This window comes from Pseudomonas sp. GW821-FHT07B01 (assembly GCF_059419065.1).
Map to the genome: position 1 here is coordinate 12,474 of NZ_JBWKRA010000042.1, position 16,476 is coordinate 28,949.

The following is a 16,476-nucleotide window of genomic DNA, read 5'->3' on the forward strand; positions in this document are numbered from 1 at the left end:
AGACATTGCCTGGGGATGTGAGCGTTTGAGTACCAAGCTGATTACCAAAGAGGGTCATGAAGCGCTGAAAAAAGAGCTGGATTACCTATGGCGTGAAAAACGTCCGGATACCACGCGCAAAGTGACCTGGGCAGCCTCCCTGGGAGATCGCAGTGAAAACGCCGATTACCAGTACAACAAGAAGCTGCTGCGCGAGATCGACCGACGGGTGCGTTACCTGCGCAAACGCCTGGAAGACATGCGGGTGGTGGAGTGCATGCCCGAGCAGGAGGGAAAGGTATTTTTCGGCGCATGGGTCGAAATCGAAAACGAACAGGGCGAGACCAAGCGTTTTCGCATCGTGGGTTATGACGAGATCTACGACCGTATGGATTACATCTCCATCGACTCACCCATGGCACGGGCCCTGCTGCGCAAGGAGGTGGATGACGAGGCAGTCGTACAGACCCCAGGTGGAGAGGTGTGCTGGTGGATCACCAAGATCGAATATGTAAAGCCGGCCTGATGGCACGTACCCTTGGCAGAGTACGCGCCATCGGGGGTCAGCTTTCGCGCAGAACGGTCAGCGGGCTGGCATTCAGTGCGCGGCGCGTGCCAAATACCCCGGCAGCGCCAATCAGCAAGGCACCGATTACGGGCAGCAGTAACAACCACGGGTGGGGATGCCACGCCAGGTCAAATGCATAGCGGTACAGCACCCAGGTCACCAGTTCGGTGCCCAGTGCCGCCAACAAGCCGCTGACGGCGCCCAGCAGGCCGAACTCAATGCGTCGGGCCTTGACCAGCAACTTACGCTCGGCACCCAAGGCGCGTAGCAATGCACCCTGGCGGATTCGTTCATCCAGGGTGGCCTGCAGGCCAGAGAACAACACCGCCATGCCCGCCGCGAGGACAAACAACAGCACGTATTCGACTGCCAGCGTTACTTGGGCAAGGATGCTGCGCAACTGCTCCAGCAGGGCCTCGACCTGCAGGATAGTGACCGCCGGGAAGGCCCGTGACAGGTCGACGATCTGTTGGTCATGGCCGGGAGCCAAGTAGAAGCTGGTCAGGTAGGTCGCTGGCAGATCCTTCAAAGTGCCCGGTTGGAAAATCATGAAGAAGTTGGGCTGGAAGTTATCCCAGTTGATGGTACGCAGGCTGGTGACCCGCGCTTCACGATTTTCCCCGCCGATGGTGAACAACAGATGGTCGTTGAGCTTGAGCTTCAAGCTCTCGGCCACTTTGGCTTCCACCGACACGCCAGGAACCCCGTCAGTGGGTTGCGCCGTCCACCAGGTACCTGCCGTCAGGACGTTACCCGCTGGCAAGTCGGCCGCCCAAGTCAGGCTCAGGTCACGTTGAGTGGCACGGTCGCCACTGGAGTCCTTGCTGACAATCTCCTGCACGGGTTCGCCATTGATGCTGATCAGGCGCCCTGGCACCACCGGGTAGAGCGGCGCTGCTTGTGCCTGGACGTCCAGCAGGCGGGCGCCAAAGGCGTCCTTGTCAGCTGGCAGGATATTCAGGGCGAAGTAGTTGGGCGCATCCTTGGGCAACTGGTTTTGCCAGGTGTCGAGCAATTCGCCCCGCAACAGCGCGATCAACCCCATGGACAACAGGATCAAGCCAAAGGCCAGGGATTGGCCTGCCGCCGCCAAAGGGTGACGCAACAATTGGCCCAGGCCCAGGCGCCACGGCAGGGAGGCGCGAGCCAGTAACCGCCGCAGGCTCTGTAGCAACAACAGCAGCAAGCCACCCAGGAGCAGCGCAGCGACTACACCGCCGCCGAGTAATGCGAAGGTCAATACCAGGTCCAGGCTCAGGCGCCACATGATCAGGCCCAAGGCAAACAGTGCCGCGCCGTAGACCATCCAAGTGCTTGAAGGAATAGGCAGTAAATCGCGACGCAATACCCGCAGCGGCGGTACCCGGCCCAGTGCGGCCAGCGGTGGGAGGGCGAAGCCGGCGAGGGCGACCAGACCGGTGCCGATCCCGGCAACAGCCGGCAGCAACCCGCCTGGCGGTACATCGGCGGGCAACAGGTCGTGCAGGAAATAGAACAGGCCAAATTGCGCCAGCCAGCCGAGCAGGGCGCCGGCCAGGCTCGCCAGCAAGCCCAGCACGCTCAGTTGCAGGCTGAACAGCAGCATGGCTTCACGGCGCGACAGGCCCAGGCAGCGCAACAACGCGCTGGCATCGAAACGTCGACTGGCAAAGCGGTTGGCCGACAGCGCCACGGCCACGCCAGCCAGCAGCACGGCCACCAGGCTGGCCATGTTCAGGTAACGTTCGGCCTTGCCCAGCGCGCCGCCGATTTGCTGGTTGCCATCGCGGGAGTCCTGCAGCCGCTGGTTGGCAGCCAGGCCCGGTTTGACCAGGTCGCGATAAGTTTGCAGCGCTGTGCTGCCTTGTGGCGCACGCCATAGTTCGCGGTAGCTCACACGGCTGCCTGGCTGGACGACACCGGTGGCGTCCAGGTCCGCCAGGTTGATCATGACCCTGGGCGTGAGGCTGTAGAAGTTCCCGGCCCGGTCGGGCTCGTAGGTCAGGATGCGCGCCAGGCGCAGGGTCTTCATGCCGACATCGATGCTGTCGCCGATTTTCAGGTCCAGCGCCGTCAGCAATCGTGCTTCCACCCAGGCTTCACCGGGTTTGGGACCACCGCCAGGAGTTTGCGTACCGAAGGGCTCGGTGCTGCTTTTAAGCTCGCCGCGCAAGGGGTACTGCTCGTTGACCGCCTTGATGCTGGAGAGCTGGATGCCATTATCGGTGGCAATAACGCTGGAGAACTCCACGATACGAGCGTGATCCAGGCTCAGTTCGGTCCCGGATTTGATTTGCTCGGGACGGGCCGGCGAGCTGCCTTCGAGCACCAGGTCGGCGCCGAGGAATTCGGTGGCCCGCAGCAGCATGGCGCCGTTGAGGCGTGCACCAAAGTAGCCGATGGCGGTGCTGGCAGCCACGGCCACCAGCAGGGCAAAGAACAGCACGCGCAATTCGCCGGCGCGGGCATCGCGCAGTAACTGACGCATGGCAAGGCTGAACAGACGCAACAGCGGCAAACGTGCCATCAAGGCTCCAGGGGCGCGACCATCAGGCCGGCTTCAAGGCGGATCAGGCGTCGGCAACGGTGGGCCAGGCGCTCGTCGTGGGTGACCAGTACCAGGGTCGTACCGCTCTCTTTATTCAACTCGAACAGCAGATCGCTGATGCGCTCGCCAGTATGGCTGTCGAGGTTGCCGGTGGGCTCGTCGGCAAACAGCACGTCCGGTTCGGCGGCAAACGCGCGGGCTATCGCCACGCGTTGTTGTTCGCCACCGGACAGCTGACGGGGCGAGTGGGTCAGGCGCTGGCCCAGGCCTACGCGCTCCAGCAGGTGTTTGGCTCGCTCGCGGGCGTCCTGGCGACCGTCCAGCTCCAGCGGCAGCATCACGTTTTCCAGTGCATTCAAGCTGTCGAGCAATTGGAAGGATTGGAATACGAAGCCCACATGTTCGGCACGGATGCGTGCGCGCTGGTCTTCGTCGAGGGTGCTCAGGGCTTGCCCGGCCAGGGTGACTTCGCCGCTGCTGGGCAAGTCGAGGCCGGCCAGCAGGCCCAGTAGCGTGGATTTGCCGGAACCGGAGCTGCCGACGATAGCCAGGCTATCGCCCTTGTTCAGTTCCAGGCTCAGTTCGTGCAGGATAGTCAGTTCACCTTCCGCGCTGGGAACCACTTTGCTAAGGTTTCGCGCGGTGAGAATGCTTGCGCCCATGGAGAATCCGATGCGAGTGTGGTTTTTGAGTGCTGGCCTGGCCTTGATGTGCATGGCCCAGAACGCAGCGGCGGGTACAGTCCTGATCGTTGGCGATAGTATCAGTGCCGGTTTCGGCCTGGATACCCGCAAAGGGTGGGTCGCGTTGCTGGAGCAACGGCTCAAGCAGGAGGGTTTTGACGATAAAGTGGTCAATGCTTCCATCAGTGGCGACACCAGCGCGGGAGGCCTCGCGCGGCTGCCCGCGGCGCTTGCAACGCACAAACCGGACGTTGTGGTGATCGAGTTGGGTGGCAACGATGGCTTGCGCGGCCAGCCGCCTGCGCAATTGCAACAAAATCTTGCCTCGATGATCCAGCAGTCCCGGGACAGCGGCGCCAAGGTGCTGCTGTTGGGCATGCAGATTCCGCCCAATTACGGCAAGCGCTATGTCGAAGCCTTTGCCAAGGTATTCGGTGATGTGGCACAGAAAGAAAAGGTGCCGTTTGTGCCGTTTTTCCTCGAGGGCGTGGGTGGCCATCCGGAGTTGATGCAGGCTGACGGGCTACACCCGGCAGTCGCGGCGCAAGACAAGTTGCTGGAAAATGTCTGGCCAACGCTAAAACCGCTGTTATGACGCTTTTCTACCGGCAGGCTTTCGGCTAAGGTGGCGCCCCCCCGATTTGGAGCCCTCGATGTCGCGCCCTGCCTGGTCCCTGTTTAACTACCAACTGATCGAGCCGGACGAGCAGCTGGACCTGTTCGCCTGCCAGGAAGTGCGGGTGCATTTGGTGGCGCGTCAATTGGAACTGGGCGGCTCGATCGATCGCACGCTCTGCGGCACTCTATTGCCGGCACAGCCACGCTGGTCATCGGTCAACCGCTCGATTTTCCAAGACCAGCGACTCTGCCCGTTATGCCGGGCAATTCTCGAATCGCAAAAGCGCGGCACGCCTCCGATCTGGCCGGAGCTGCGCTTCGAGCTGTAAAACAGCTTGAAGCTTGGCACTGCGAAGCCGTATACAATCAATTTTTCCCCACCCGTCGTCTTGCGAAGGATTTTCCGGATGTTGTCGCGCCTTTCCGTCGTCACCTGCTGCCTGTCTCTTGCTGCGCTTTGTGCGGCGGGTTCGGCGGCGGCCTTGCAGTTGCCCTTGCCGCCGCCCGGTGAGGACATTGTTGGCCAGGTCCAAGTGATCAAGGCCAAGTACGAAGACACCTTTGCCGACCTTGGCACCACCTACGACCTGGGCTATTCGGAAATGGTTGCGGCCAACCCGGGTGTCGATGCCTGGTTGCCGGGGGCGGGCACCGAGATTGTGCTGCCGACACGCTTTATCCTGCCGCCCGGGCCGCGGGAAGGCATTGTGATCAACCTGGCGGAATACCGGCTCTACTACTATCCAAAAGGCCAAAACGTCGTCTATACCTTCCCCCTGGGCATTGGCCGGGAAGGCTGGGGTTCGCCGATCGCCCATACCAGTATCATCGCCAAGACGCCGAACCCGACCTGGACGCCACCGGCCTCGATCAAGGCCGAACACGCCGCCAACGGTGACCCGCTGCCCAACGTGGTGCCTGCCGGCCCGGACAACCCGCTGGGGCCCTTCAAGTTCACCCTGGGCACGCCGGGTTACCTGATTCACGGCTCCAACATGAAGTTTGGTATCGGCACGCGCACCAGCCACGGTTGCTTCCGCATGTTCAATAACAACGTGTTGGAAATGGCGGGCATGGTGCCGGTAGGCACGTCAGTGCGCATCATCAATGACGCGTACAAGTTCGGCAGCAGTGGTGGCAAGGTTTACCTTGAGGCTCACACGCCGTTGAACGATGACGGTACGCCATCGGTGGTCGACAAGCACACCGCGGTCATCAATGCGTTGCTCAAGCGCGAAGACCTGTCCAATAACCTGCGGGTCAACTGGGACCAGGTGCGTGATGTGGTCGCCGCCGAGGATGGCTTGCCGACCGAAATTGGTGTGCCGGGCGGCGCACCTGTAGCGTCCAGCACCCCGCTCGATCTTCAATAATAAGCCTGAGCGAACATTCCAGTGGGAGCGGGCTTGCTCGCGAAGACGTCGGCCCAGCAAACATTGATGTTGACTGATCCATCGCTTTCGCGAGCAAGCCCGCTCCCACATGCCAAATCAAAGGCAAAAAAAAGCCGACCCATAAATGGATCGGCTTGATAACAACCCCGAAGGATTATTACTTGCGGCTTGCTTTTTCAAGCATGCGCAGAGCGCGCTCGTTAGCTTCGTCAGCAGTCTGTTGTGCTTTTTGAGCAGCAGCCAGAGCTTCATCAGCTTTACGGTAGGCTTCGTCTGCACGGGCCTGGGAGCGAGCTGCTGCGTCTTCAGTTGCAGTCAGACGAGCTTCGGTTTCTTTGGAGACGCTGCTGCAACCGGTAGCCAGAACTGCGGCCAGAGCCAGAGCAGAGAATTTCAGAACGTTGTTCATCGTGTTCCCCTTCAAGGACTTTCAATTTAATGGCTACTTTCTCAGAGTGAGCTAATAGCCGGCGTACATACTACCCATTACTTGTAGTAAGTAAACTGACGTTGCGCAAGAAGCAAAAAAAATTCTTGTGCCGAATCTATTTTGGCTAATGTTTTGGCGGTCTGTATGAAAACTGTCCAGATTTTTGTACCTCGACGAACATTGGATCCAGGCTGAAAGGGCCGGCCCGCATGTGTTAAGCCTTGTAAACAGATGAAATTTTATATAACGAAGCGGGGCACTTTGGTTGCGCTTGGCTTTACTGCCGCAGGCATCTTTCGCGCATCTAGAGGTGACTTTAAGTGCGCCAGTTCGTCTCAAGGTTCAACTGCCGGCAATGTTCAGGCTATCGGTCACCGGTTGATCGAGGCCCTTTCTATATCCACCAGCGGCAGGGGATGACGAGTGCGCCTTGAGCAATTTCAGGATTGGTGCCTACTATTCCCTATGTGCTGGTTGTGAGCGCTCACGGTTTTCTCGCTGTCGAAACCGGCACGGGGTGGCGTAGATGTTCCTTCGCCGGAAAAACATCGGTAAGGTAGGGTCGTTAATTCAGACCCGCGAGGAGTAGTGATGAGCGAGGCGTTGTCCATCCACCATGACCAGGCTGGTCATCAGTTCGAGACCAATGTGGACGGTCATCGTGCCTACCTGACCTACATGGACCTCGGGAAGCAGACCCTGGATATCTATCGCACCTTCGTGCCCAACGCACTGCGGGGACGAGGCATTGCGGCTGCGCTGACCGAGGAAGCCTTGAAGTTTGCCGAAGAGGCTGGCTACACGGTGATCCCTTCATGCTCCTATGTCGAACGCTATATGGAGCGCCACCAGCGCCATGCTGCGAAGCTGTAACTGACCAGTTGCCAATAAAAACGCCGGGCTTGGCCCGGCGTTTTTGTGTGCGCTAAACAGGTATTGGCTCAGGTGCGTTTGCGCTGTGGCAACACGTCCTTGAGTTTGGCATGCATGCTGCGCAGGGTGGTTTCAGTGGCCGACCAGTCGATGCAGGCATCGGTGATCGACACGCCGTATTGCAAATCGGCCAAGTCTTTTGGAATCGCCTGGCAACCCCAGTTCAAATGGCTTTCGACCATCAAGCCGATGATCGACTGGTTGCCCTCCAGGATCTGGTTGGCGACGTTCTCCATCACCAACGGCTGCAACGCCGGGTCTTTGTTGGAGTTGGCGTGGCTGCAGTCAACCATGATGTTTGGCTTGATCTTGGCCTTGTTCAGTGCCTGTTCGCACAACGCGACGCTGACCGAATCATAGTTGGGCTTGCCATTGCCGCCACGCAGCACCACGTGACCGTAGGCGTTGCCCTTGGTCGTCACGATGGACACGCCGCCTTCCTGGTTGATACCCAGGAAACGGTGAGGGCTGGAGACCGATTGCAGCGCATTGATCGCCACGGTCAGGCCGCCGTCGGTGCCGTTCTTGAAGCCTACGGCAGAAGACAGGCCGGACGCCATTTCGCGGTGGGTCTGGGATTCGGTGGTGCGTGCGCCGATGGCCGACCAGCTGATCAGGTCCTGCAGGTATTGCGGGGAGATCGGGTCGAGGGCTTCGGTTGCGGTGGGCAGGCCCATTTCAGCCAGGTCCAGCAGCAGCTTGCGACCGATGTGCAAGCCATCCTGGATCTTGAAGGAGTCGTCCAGGTACGGGTCGTTGATCAAGCCTTTCCAGCCGACGGTGGTACGCGGTTTCTCGAAATACACGCGCATGACCAGGTACAAGGTGTCTGACACCTCTGCCGCCAGCACCTTGAGGCGCTCGGCATATTCGTGGGCGGCCTTGAGGTCGTGGATAGAGCAGGGCCCGATCACCACGAACAGGCGGTGGTCGGTGCCGTCGAGAATGTCACGGATGACTTCGCGGCCCTTGGTGACGGTCTGCAGGGCAGCGTCGCTCAGGGGGATTTCGCGCTTGAGCTGATCGGGGGTGATCAGGGTCTCGTTGGATTCAACGTTAAGGTCATTGATCGGTAAATCAGCCATCGTGTTACTCGCCAGGGTCACGGGTGCCGGCCGCCAGCTATCCCCGTGCGGCGGGCACAGCATGATTTGAATGCAGGGGGGAGGAACCTTAGCGCGTAACACGGGCCCGCGACAATGGGCAAAGCCCGGTTTAATCCAGCGCTGGCTGCACAACCGCCTCATGGGAGAACTCACCGGCATGGCGCGATACCCAGTCACGGGCCATGGCTTCAAGTTGTGCAGGCGTTGGCTCGGCATCTTCGTGCAGGCGGCAGTAACGCTCGATCTGGCACACTTGCTCGCCCATCCGCGCACCGAACAAGGCGTGTTCATCGGTGAAGCAAATACCGATGCGATAGCCCTGTTCGATTTTGCGGCACCAGGCGACATAGCCCGGATAACGGGCGCTGGACCCTAGGGAAGGGATACGCAGGTCAACCGCCGTGCCGGCGCGCCAGGCACGCGGCCAATTGCAGGCGACGCCGCCGCGGCCGATAGTGTGCAGGCGTTGGCGGGGCAGGGCGGGAGAGGGACGTTGGATCAACTCGACAGCGACATCATCAGGGTGAGGTAAAAAACGACCCATGTACACGGACTCCGAGCGCCGTCCAGTTGACGGCAATGGCAGCAGTATAGTGAAGGAACTGGAATTGACCGACCTGGATATTGACCAGCAATTGCTGGGATTGCCAGGTATTTCGCTGGTAGTGTTCACCAGTGTCGGTTGTGCCAGTTGCCGCTGGGTACGCCAGCAGTTGCCCGGCTGGCACTTGCCGGTGGACCGCGTGTGCTGGGTGGATGCCGGGCACAACGGCGGTGCGGTGGAACGCTACCGGATCTTTCATTTGCCGGCGTTGTTCCTGGTGTGCGAGGGTCAATTTCTTGGGCAATTACAGACACGTCTTACAGCATCCGACCTCGCCGAATGCGTAAACCAGGCGCTCAATCGAATACCAGAGGATTTGCCATGACAGCAGTTGCAGCCCCGTCGCCACGCATTGGCATTATCGGTACCGGTGCCATTGGTGGTTACTACGGACTGATGCTGGCGCGTGCCGGCTTCGATGTGCATTTCCTGTTGCGCAGCGAATATGCCGCGGTGAGCAGGCATGGCCTGCACGTCAACAGTACGGTGCATGGGCAACTGCACCTGTATCCGGTGCAGGCCTATGCCAGCGCCGCCGACATGCCGCCGTGCGACTGGCTACTGGTGGGCACCAAGTCCACCGGCAATGTGGGCCTGGCGCCCACCATCGCCCAGGTGGCGACGCCGGACGCCAAAGTGGTGCTCTTGCAAAACGGCCTCGATGTCGAAGACAGCCTGCGTGAACACCTGCCGCCGTCGCTGCATCTGTTGGGCGGCCTGTGCTACATCGGTGTGCACCGCTCGGCCCCCGGCGTGGTCGAGCATCAGGCGCTGGGCCGGGTCAACCTGGGCTATCACAGTGGCACGGCGGCCAACGATGAGGCGCGGCAACAGGCGATTGTCGAAGCCGGCGCCGGGCTGTTTCATCAAGCTGGCATCGAGTCCCAGGCCATGGCCAATGTGCATCTGGCGCGTTGGCACAAGCTGGTCTGGAACGTGCCGTTCAACGGCCTCTCTGTGTTGCTGGGCACGGGCACCACGGCCATGATGGCCGATGAGTCCAGTCGCGAGTTGATCCAGGCGCTGATGGCCGAGGTGGTGCAGGGCGCTCATGCCTGCGGGCATGAAATTCCTGCCGGTTACGCTGGGCAAATGTTCGCCATGACAGAAACCATGGACGACTACCTGCCCAGCATGTACCACGACCATCTGCACAAGCGGCCGCTGGAGCTGGCGGCCATCTACGCCCGCCCCTTGGCCGCTGCCAAAGCGGCCGGTTGCGAACTGCCACGCATGCAGGCGCTCTATCAGGCCTTGAGTTTTATTGATCGGCACAACCGCTGATTGGGGGGAACCACCATGGTGAAGGGATTGGCTGACAAACTGGTGCTGGCGATTTCCTCACGAGCGCTGTTCGACCTGAGTGACAGCCACAAGGTTTATCTGGCTGAAGGGGTCGAGGCTTACCGCAAATACCAGATCGAGCACGAGGAAGAAACCCTCGAGCCTGGCGATGCCTTCCCGCTGGTCAAGAAGCTGCTGAGCCTGAATGCCAGCCTGGGGCGTGCGCGGGTCGAGGTGGTGTTGGTGTCGCGCAACAGTGCCGATACCGGGCTGCGGGTGTTCAACTCGATCCAGCATTACGGCCTGGATATTTCCCGCGCCGCTTTCGTAGGCGGGCGTAGTCCCTATCCCTATTTGGCCGCCTTCGGTTGTCATCTGTTTCTCTCCACCCATGCTGAAGATGTGCGCAGCGCCCTCGATGCCGGGTTTGCGGCCGCGACGATTTTGTCCGGCGGCCCGCGCCGCGCTTCCAGCGAAGAGCTGCGCATCGCATTCGATGGCGATGCCGTGCTGTTCTCCGATGAGTCCGAACGTGTCTACCAGGCCGGTGGGCTGGCAGCCTTCCAGGCCAGCGAGCGAGAGTCGGCGCGCCAGCCTTTGCACGGCGGTCCGTTCAAGGGCTTCCTGGCGGCACTGAACCTGTTGCAACGCGAGTTTGCCGATGAGGCCTGCCCGATCCGCACCGCGTTGGTCACCGCACGTTCGGCACCGTCCCATGAACGTGTGATCCGCACGTTGCGCGAGTGGGATATCCGGCTGGACGAGTCGCTGTTCCTAGGTGGCCTGGAAAAATCCGCGTTTCTGGAAGCCTTTGCCGCCGATGTGTTTTTCGATGACCAGGCCGGCCATTGCGAGAAAGCCAGGGAGGTAGTGGCCACCGGGCACGTGCCCCATGGCATCAGCAATGAGTTGAGAATCCAGACCGAGAGCTAGCTGCTAAGCTCATTCAATTCCCGCCATCCTGGCAATCCAGGAGGTTTTATGATTCGCTCGATGCTGTTTGCCACGGACCTCGGTCTGTATGCACCCTATGTGATGCAACATGCAGTGGCGCTGGCGCGAACGTTCAAGGCTGACCTGTATGTGATCCACGTGGTCGAGCCCATTGGCTTGTTCGCCGAATCGGTGTTGCAGAGCTACCTTGATGAAACCGCCTTGAGCGAATGGCAGAGCAAGGGGCTGAGCACGGTGATGGCGACGATTGAACAGCGCGTGCTGGACAGCTTTCGCGAGGAGTGGGAGGAAGGGGAGCAGGACCTGCAATGGATTCGCTCGGTCAAGGTTATCCAGGGGGACCCTTGCGAGGTGATTCTCGACCAGTTGCGAAAACTGTCCGTCGACTTGCTGGTCGTAGGCAGTCATAGCCAGGCGACCGGCGTGGCCGTCCCCCTTGGGCGTACCGCCGCACGGGTGTTGCAGTTGTCCCCGGTGCCGGTTTACCTGGTGCCGTCGCTGCAGCGTCGGCGCAGTGACGATAGTTGATCGGTAAAAACGATAAAAAGTTCTAGATTTATCCGTCAAACCTTTAATATAGTTATATACCGTCGCTGATACCCGTGGCGTCTATCTGCTTTGAGGGATTCATATGAAGCTTCAACAACTGCGCTACATCTGGGAAGTGGCGCACCACGACCTCAACGTTTCCGCTACCGCTCAAAGCCTCTATACCTCGCAGCCTGGTATCAGCAAGCAGATCCGCCTGCTCGAAGACGAGTTGGGCGTCGAAGTCTTCGCACGCAGCGGCAAACACTTGACCCGCGTCACTCCAGCTGGCGAGCGCATCATCACCACCGCCGGCGAGATCCTGCGTAAAGTCGAAAGCATCAAGCAGATCGCCCAGGAGTTCTCCAACGAGAAGAAAGGCACCTTGTCGATCGCCACCACTCACACCCAGGCGCGCTATGCATTGCCGCCGGTGATCCGTGATTTCATCAAGCAATACCCAGACGTAGCGCTGCACATGCACCAGGGTTCGCCGATGCAGATTGCCGAAATGGCCGCTGACGGCACCGTCGATTTTGCCATCGCCACCGAGGCCCTGGAATTGTTCGGCGACCTGGTAATGATGCCCTGCTACCGTTGGAACCGCTGCGTGGTTGTGCCCCAGGGGCACCCTTTGGCCAAGCTGCCGAAGCTGACCCTGGAAGCCTTGGCTGAATACCCGATCGTGACCTACGTGTTCGGCTTTACCGGCCGTTCCAAGCTCGACGAAGCGTTCAGCCATCGCGGCCTCACGCCCAAGGTGGTGTTCACCGCTGCCGATGCCGACGTGATCAAGACCTATGTTCGCCTGGGCCTGGGCGTCGGAATCGTCGCCAAGATGGCGGTCGACACCAACCTGGACAAAGACCTGGTGGTGCTGGATGCCAGCGAACTGTTCGAGTCCAGCGTGACCAAGATCGGTTTCCGCCGCGGTACCTTCCTGCGCGGCTTCATGTGCGACTTCATCGAGAAGTTCGCACCGCACCTGACCCGCGAAGTAATGGCCAAGGCGATCCAGTGCCACAACAAGCAAGAGCTGGAAGAGTTGTTCGACGGCGTTGAATTGCCCGTCCACTGACCGCGATGACCCTGTAGGAGCGAGCTTGCTCGCGAAGATCGCCAACGTTAACGCGGGGCGCCAGGTAGAATGCAGCGCCCTTGCGTTCCTTCGCGAGCAAGCTCGCTCCTACAGAGGGCTGCAGGTTATCTGGCCTCGGTAACCGTATAGTGCTGCCGAGCGCCGGCCACTAGAATCTCTACCTCTTCATCGATACGCTTGCCCAGCAGGCCTTTGCCCAGGGGCGAGCGTGGCGTGATGACCGTCACCGGTTGCCCCACCACATCCACTTTCAAACCCGCCGCATCCGGCGCCAGGAACAGCCATTGCTGGCGACCGTCCTCGTCTTCCAGGCCCACCAGCGTGCCTATCTCTATCCCGCGTCGATCATCGTATGCACGTAGCTGCAGTTGCTGGCACAGCACCAGCGATTGCTTGATCTCCTCCACTCGTCGGGCCTGCCCGGTGGCCAGGTACGAAGCCTCCAGGCCGAGGGTGTCGTATTTGTTTTCGGCAATGTTTTCTTCGTGGGTCGCGGTTTCGTAGGCGGTCTGCGCGGCGCGTTGGACGACGTCGATGTCGACGGTGAGCTTTTCCAGGATCAGCTGGAGCACGGCGTGTTTATTCATGGCGGTATCTGGCATCAATCGCAGAATTGCAGGACATTGGCCCGCGTCTTTTCATTGGGGGCGTTCTGGTCTTGTTGCAGCCAGAACTGGCATTTGGGGTTGGACAGGTTACGCGCGTTGCTTCGGGCCTGGTCCAGGGCCTGTTGTTGTTCCTGTTTTTGCAGGTTCTGTTGGTACTGTTCGAACAGACGGTTCGGTGGCTGCGGCTCAACCATGGCCGGTTTGCCCAATTGCTGAACCGCCTGTGCCACCGGCGCCAGGCTCTGGGGGAACAGGTAGCGAGACGCCAGCCAGGCGGTCAGCGCAATGGCGATAAACCCTAGCCACACGCCGGCGGCAATCGCGATGCAGAGCTTGAACAGCGATAACGGACGGTCAGACATAAGGGCCTCCTGGCAGGCATTGACGGCATGATGGTGATTGTCGCACAGCCTCCGTGCAGAATAATCGCGATCAAGCCTTCTGCATCCACGCATTTATGCGGACAATCGAACCTTTGATTGATGGAGCCCGGAATGAAAGCCCGCTGGGATATTTTTTGCAGTGTCGTCGACAACTACGGCGACATCGGCGTGACCTGGCGCCTGGCCCGGCAGTTGGTGGTGGAGCATGGCTGTGACGTGCGCTTGTGGGTCGATGACCTGCGCGCCTTCGAACGCATGTGCCCGGACATTGATGTGCAGGTGGGCCAGCAATGGCAAGAGGGCGTCGAAGTGCGTCACTGGCCGGCCGAGTGGGCGGGCGCGCACCCGGCCGATGTGGTGATTGCTGCGTTCGCCTGCCAGCTACCGCCTGAGTACATGGACCGCATGGCCGAGTGTGAACGTGCGCCGTTGTGGATGAACCTGGATTACCTCAGCGCTGAAGACTGGGTGGTGGGCTGTCATCGCTTGCCTTCGGTGAAGTACAAAGGCGTGCAGAAATACTTTTTCTTCCCCGGATTTCGCCCTGGCACCGGCGGCCTGTTGCGTGAAGCCGGCTTGTTGGAGCGACGCCGGGCGTTTCAGCAGGACGCCGCCGCGCAGCAACAGTTCCTGCAAAGCCTGGGCGTTGCTCCGACGGCCGGCGCGCGTTTGATGTCGCTGTTTGCCTATGAGAATGATGGCTTGGCTGGCTGGCTGGACGTGCTGGCAGCCGATGGGCGTGGAACGCACTTGCTGGTGCCGGAAGGGCGCATTCTGGGGGATGTGCAGCGCTGGCTGGGGGTGAGCAGTTTGTCGGCGGGAGACATTCAGGTGCGCGGCGCGCTGACCGTTCAGGTGATTGCATTCGTGCGTCAGGAGCAATATGACCGATTGCTATGGTGCTGCGAATTCAACGCCGTACGTGGCGAAGACTCGTTCGTGCGTGCCCAGTGGGCGGGGAGGCCAATGCTATGGCACATCTACCGCCAGGACGAAGACATCCACCTGGACAAGCTCGATGCCTTCCTGGAACTGTACACTGCCGCACTTTCACCGGCCGCCAAGGCTGCCGTCGTCACGCTCTGGCAAGCCTGGAACGCTGATGGCGATATGGCACAGTCCTGGAAAATGCTGCTGGAACACTGGCCCGAGGTCACCCAGCACGCTGAGAAGTGGTGTCTGGAACAAGGCTTGCAGGCCGATCTTGCGACGGCGCTGGTACAGTTTTATGAAAGTTGGATATGATACGCCACCTTGATTTTTGTCAATCCCATCCAAATTTCGGATATACGCAATGAAAACTGGTAAAGAACTGAAACCCGGTACAGTGATCCGTCTCGAAAACGACCCTTGGCTGGTTCAGAAAGCTGAGTTCACCAAGTCTGGTCGTAACAGCGCAATCATGAAGACCAAGCTGAAGAACCTGCTGACCGGTTATAAGACCGAGATCGTCTACAGCGCCGATGACAAACTGGACGACGTAATCCTCGACCGCAAAGAAGCGACCCTGTCCTTCATCAGCGGCGACACCTACACGTTCATGGACACCACCGACTACACCATGTACGAGCTGAACGCTGAAGATATCGAAGCCGTTCTGCCGTTCATCGAAGAAGGCATGGAAGACGTCTGCGAAGCTATCTTCTTCGAAGATCGCCTGGTTTCCGTAGAGCTGCCGACCACCATCGTGCGTCAGGTTGACTACACCGAAGGTTCGGCTCGCGGTGACACTTCCGGCAAGGTGATGAAGCCTGCCAAACTGAAGAACGGTACCGAGCTGAGCGTTGCAGACTTCATCGAAATCGGCGACATGATCGAGATCGACACCCGTGAAGGTGGTTCGTACAAAGGTCGCGCCAAGAAGTAATTCTGGCCCCGGCGATACGAAAAAAGCCCGACTTTGAGTCGGGCTTTTTCATGGGCGTCTGTTTTTCAGACCGTTACATGCAAGCGCACATCAACGTTGCCACGGGTGGCGTTGGAGTACGGGCAGACTTGGTGCGCGGCGTCGACCAGGCTTTGCGCGTCATCCTGGGCAAGGCCCGGCAGGCTGACATGCAGGTCGATATCCAGGCCGAAGCCGCCCGGGATCTGGCCGATGCCAACGTGGGCGGTGATCGAAGCGTCATCCGGGATTTTGCGTTTGGTCTGGCTGGCAACGAATTTCAGTGCGCCGATAAAGCAGGCGGAGTAGCCGGCAGCAAACAATTGCTCGGGGTTAGTGGCCTGGCCACCGGCGCCACCCAACTCCTTGGGAGTCGACAGTTTGACGTCGAGGATATTGTCGCTGGAAACGGCGCGACCATCACGACCGCCAGTGGCGGTGGCTACTGCGGTATAGAGCGTTTGCATGGGGCGTTCCTCTGTATGTTTAGCGCTAAACATTTGCGCGCTAAGTAGTTGGTGAGGCGAATGTATAGCGCTAATGTTTAGTGCGCAAGTTAATTTTTCAGTTTTTTGGCTGATTGAAAAATTTGAGGGCACCGCAGAGCAAAAAGTGGGAGCTGGCTTGCCCGCGATTGCGGTGTGTCAGTCAATGCATTGTTGACTGATGTACCGCCATCGCAGCATAGGTATCTACATAACTCTGTTAGCTCAACGGTAACCACGATGCGAAGCGAGCCGCTCTTGGTCTTGATCTGCTTTGATCTTAGGCGCCCCGTTAAACCACGCTGGCGGATTACGGGCACACCGAGCCTGGGCGAGGTGCCGAGTGGTGGGGCAAGAGCGTTTTGCTTACTTTTGTCTGGGCCGGCATTCCGGCTTTTCAAAAGTGAG

General features: G+C 59.7%; 21 protein-coding genes. 12 read left to right on the forward strand and 9 right to left on the reverse strand.

Annotated elements, in window-relative coordinates; genetic code table 11:
* Positions 1 to 25 precede the first annotated feature (25 nt).
* Positions 26 to 505, forward strand: a complete 480-nt coding sequence (greB, locus tag AC07S6_RS26850; RefSeq protein ID WP_495113379.1) for a transcription elongation factor GreB — start codon at positions 26 to 28, stop codon at positions 503 to 505.
* 37 nt (positions 506 to 542) lie between these two features.
* Here the strand turns inward: greB and AC07S6_RS26855 are convergent, their stop codons facing one another.
* Together AC07S6_RS26855 and AC07S6_RS26860 are read right to left on the reverse strand one after the other, a co-directional pair.
* A complete protein-coding gene (locus tag AC07S6_RS26855; protein WP_495113380.1) occupies positions 543 to 3,053 on the reverse strand; it encodes an ABC transporter permease in 2,511 nt (836 codons plus the stop codon).
* On the reverse strand, positions 3,053 to 3,736 hold the full coding sequence (locus AC07S6_RS26860) for an ABC transporter ATP-binding protein (RefSeq protein WP_003189864.1): 684 nt from the start codon (positions 3,734 to 3,736) through the stop codon (positions 3,053 to 3,055). Before AC07S6_RS26860 ends, AC07S6_RS26855 begins: the two co-directional genes overlap by 1 nt.
* Positions 3,737 to 3,746: 10 nt before the next feature.
* Between AC07S6_RS26860 and AC07S6_RS26865 the strand changes: the two genes are divergently transcribed.
* The 3 genes from AC07S6_RS26865 to AC07S6_RS26875 all read left to right on the forward strand — a co-directional run bounded on the left by AC07S6_RS26865 (position 3,747) and on the right by AC07S6_RS26875 (position 5,748).
* The gene (locus AC07S6_RS26865; protein WP_034126728.1) at positions 3,747 to 4,352 is read left to right on the forward strand and encodes an arylesterase; all 606 of its coding nucleotides are present in this window, start codon (positions 3,747 to 3,749) and stop codon (positions 4,350 to 4,352) included.
* Between the two features lie 58 nt (positions 4,353 to 4,410).
* Positions 4,411 to 4,704 carry a hypothetical protein gene (locus AC07S6_RS26870; RefSeq protein ID WP_003189866.1) on the forward strand — a complete coding sequence of 98 codons (294 nt, stop codon included), beginning with the start codon at positions 4,411 to 4,413 and terminating at the stop codon, positions 4,702 to 4,704.
* 78 nt (positions 4,705 to 4,782) lie between these two features.
* Positions 4,783 to 5,748, forward strand: coding sequence for a L,D-transpeptidase family protein (locus AC07S6_RS26875; RefSeq protein ID WP_019820319.1), 966 nt, complete (start codon positions 4,783 to 4,785; stop codon positions 5,746 to 5,748).
* 178 nt (positions 5,749 to 5,926) lie between these two features.
* Here AC07S6_RS26875 and oprI read toward each other — a convergent pair whose 3' ends face one another.
* On the reverse strand, positions 5,927 to 6,178 hold the full coding sequence (gene oprI, locus AC07S6_RS26880; RefSeq protein WP_003172710.1) for an outer membrane lipoprotei OprI: 252 nt from the start codon (positions 6,176 to 6,178) through the stop codon (positions 5,927 to 5,929).
* A gap of 612 nt (positions 6,179 to 6,790) precedes the next feature.
* Here oprI and AC07S6_RS26885 point away from each other — a divergent pair.
* Positions 6,791 to 7,072 carry a GNAT family N-acetyltransferase gene (locus tag AC07S6_RS26885; RefSeq protein WP_003189869.1) on the forward strand — a complete coding sequence of 94 codons (282 nt, stop codon included), beginning with the start codon at positions 6,791 to 6,793 and terminating at the stop codon, positions 7,070 to 7,072.
* A 68-nt stretch (positions 7,073 to 7,140) separates the two neighbouring features.
* Here AC07S6_RS26885 and AC07S6_RS26890 read toward each other — a convergent pair whose 3' ends face one another.
* Together AC07S6_RS26890 and AC07S6_RS26895 are read right to left on the reverse strand one after the other, a co-directional pair.
* Positions 7,141 to 8,217, reverse strand: a complete 1,077-nt coding sequence (locus AC07S6_RS26890) for a 3-deoxy-7-phosphoheptulonate synthase (RefSeq protein WP_003189871.1) — start codon at positions 8,215 to 8,217, stop codon at positions 7,141 to 7,143.
* Between the two features lie 130 nt (positions 8,218 to 8,347).
* Complete coding sequence (locus tag AC07S6_RS26895; RefSeq protein WP_197881617.1) at positions 8,348 to 8,782, reverse strand: PilZ domain-containing protein; 435 nt, start codon at positions 8,780 to 8,782, stop codon at positions 8,348 to 8,350.
* Between AC07S6_RS26895 and AC07S6_RS26900 the strand changes: the two genes are divergently transcribed.
* From AC07S6_RS26900 to cysB, 5 genes are all read left to right on the forward strand, one after another.
* Positions 8,781 to 9,167, forward strand: coding sequence for a YbbN family protein (locus tag AC07S6_RS26900; RefSeq protein ID WP_495113381.1), 387 nt, complete (start codon positions 8,781 to 8,783; stop codon positions 9,165 to 9,167). The genes AC07S6_RS26895 and AC07S6_RS26900 overlap by 2 nt on opposite strands.
* Complete coding sequence (locus tag AC07S6_RS26905; RefSeq protein WP_495113382.1) at positions 9,164 to 10,126, forward strand: putative 2-dehydropantoate 2-reductase; 963 nt, start codon at positions 9,164 to 9,166, stop codon at positions 10,124 to 10,126. Before AC07S6_RS26900 ends, AC07S6_RS26905 begins: the two co-directional genes overlap by 4 nt.
* A gap of 15 nt (positions 10,127 to 10,141) precedes the next feature.
* Positions 10,142 to 11,059: a 5'-nucleotidase gene (locus AC07S6_RS26910; protein ID WP_034126732.1), complete on the forward strand. Its 918-nt coding sequence runs from the start codon at positions 10,142 to 10,144 to the stop codon at positions 11,057 to 11,059.
* Positions 11,060 to 11,107: 48 nt separating this feature from the next.
* On the forward strand, positions 11,108 to 11,608 hold the full coding sequence (locus AC07S6_RS26915) for a universal stress protein (RefSeq protein ID WP_034126733.1): 501 nt from the start codon (positions 11,108 to 11,110) through the stop codon (positions 11,606 to 11,608).
* Between the two features lie 103 nt (positions 11,609 to 11,711).
* Positions 11,712 to 12,686, forward strand: coding sequence for an HTH-type transcriptional regulator CysB (gene cysB, locus AC07S6_RS26920; protein ID WP_003189876.1), 975 nt, complete (start codon positions 11,712 to 11,714; stop codon positions 12,684 to 12,686).
* A gap of 125 nt (positions 12,687 to 12,811) precedes the next feature.
* Here cysB and AC07S6_RS26925 read toward each other — a convergent pair whose 3' ends face one another.
* The gene (locus AC07S6_RS26925; protein ID WP_495113383.1) at positions 12,812 to 13,294 is read right to left on the reverse strand and encodes a GreA/GreB family elongation factor; all 483 of its coding nucleotides are present in this window, start codon (positions 13,292 to 13,294) and stop codon (positions 12,812 to 12,814) included.
* A gap of 14 nt (positions 13,295 to 13,308) precedes the next feature.
* Positions 13,309 to 13,677 (reverse strand): hypothetical protein, encoded by a 369-nt coding sequence (locus AC07S6_RS26930; RefSeq protein ID WP_038449530.1) that lies wholly within the window; start codon positions 13,675 to 13,677, stop codon positions 13,309 to 13,311.
* Between the two features lie 132 nt (positions 13,678 to 13,809).
* Between AC07S6_RS26930 and earP the strand changes: the two genes are divergently transcribed.
* Positions 13,810 to 14,943: an elongation factor P maturation arginine rhamnosyltransferase EarP gene (gene earP, locus AC07S6_RS26935; protein WP_314548401.1), complete on the forward strand. Its 1,134-nt coding sequence runs from the start codon at positions 13,810 to 13,812 to the stop codon at positions 14,941 to 14,943.
* A gap of 49 nt (positions 14,944 to 14,992) precedes the next feature.
* Entirely contained in the window at positions 14,993 to 15,565 is a 573-nt protein-coding gene (locus tag AC07S6_RS26940; protein ID WP_032892737.1) for an elongation factor P, read from the forward strand.
* A 65-nt stretch (positions 15,566 to 15,630) separates the two neighbouring features.
* On the opposite strand, the gene AC07S6_RS26945 is transcribed toward AC07S6_RS26940, so the two are convergent.
* Both AC07S6_RS26945 and AC07S6_RS26950 read right to left on the reverse strand, forming a co-directional pair.
* Positions 15,631 to 16,050 carry an organic hydroperoxide resistance protein gene (locus tag AC07S6_RS26945; protein ID WP_034126737.1) on the reverse strand — a complete coding sequence of 140 codons (420 nt, stop codon included), beginning with the start codon at positions 16,048 to 16,050 and terminating at the stop codon, positions 15,631 to 15,633.
* 89 nt (positions 16,051 to 16,139) lie between these two features.
* Positions 16,140 to 16,476: hypothetical protein (locus AC07S6_RS26950; RefSeq protein WP_495113384.1), on the reverse strand; the 337-nt coding region annotated here is incomplete at its 5' end.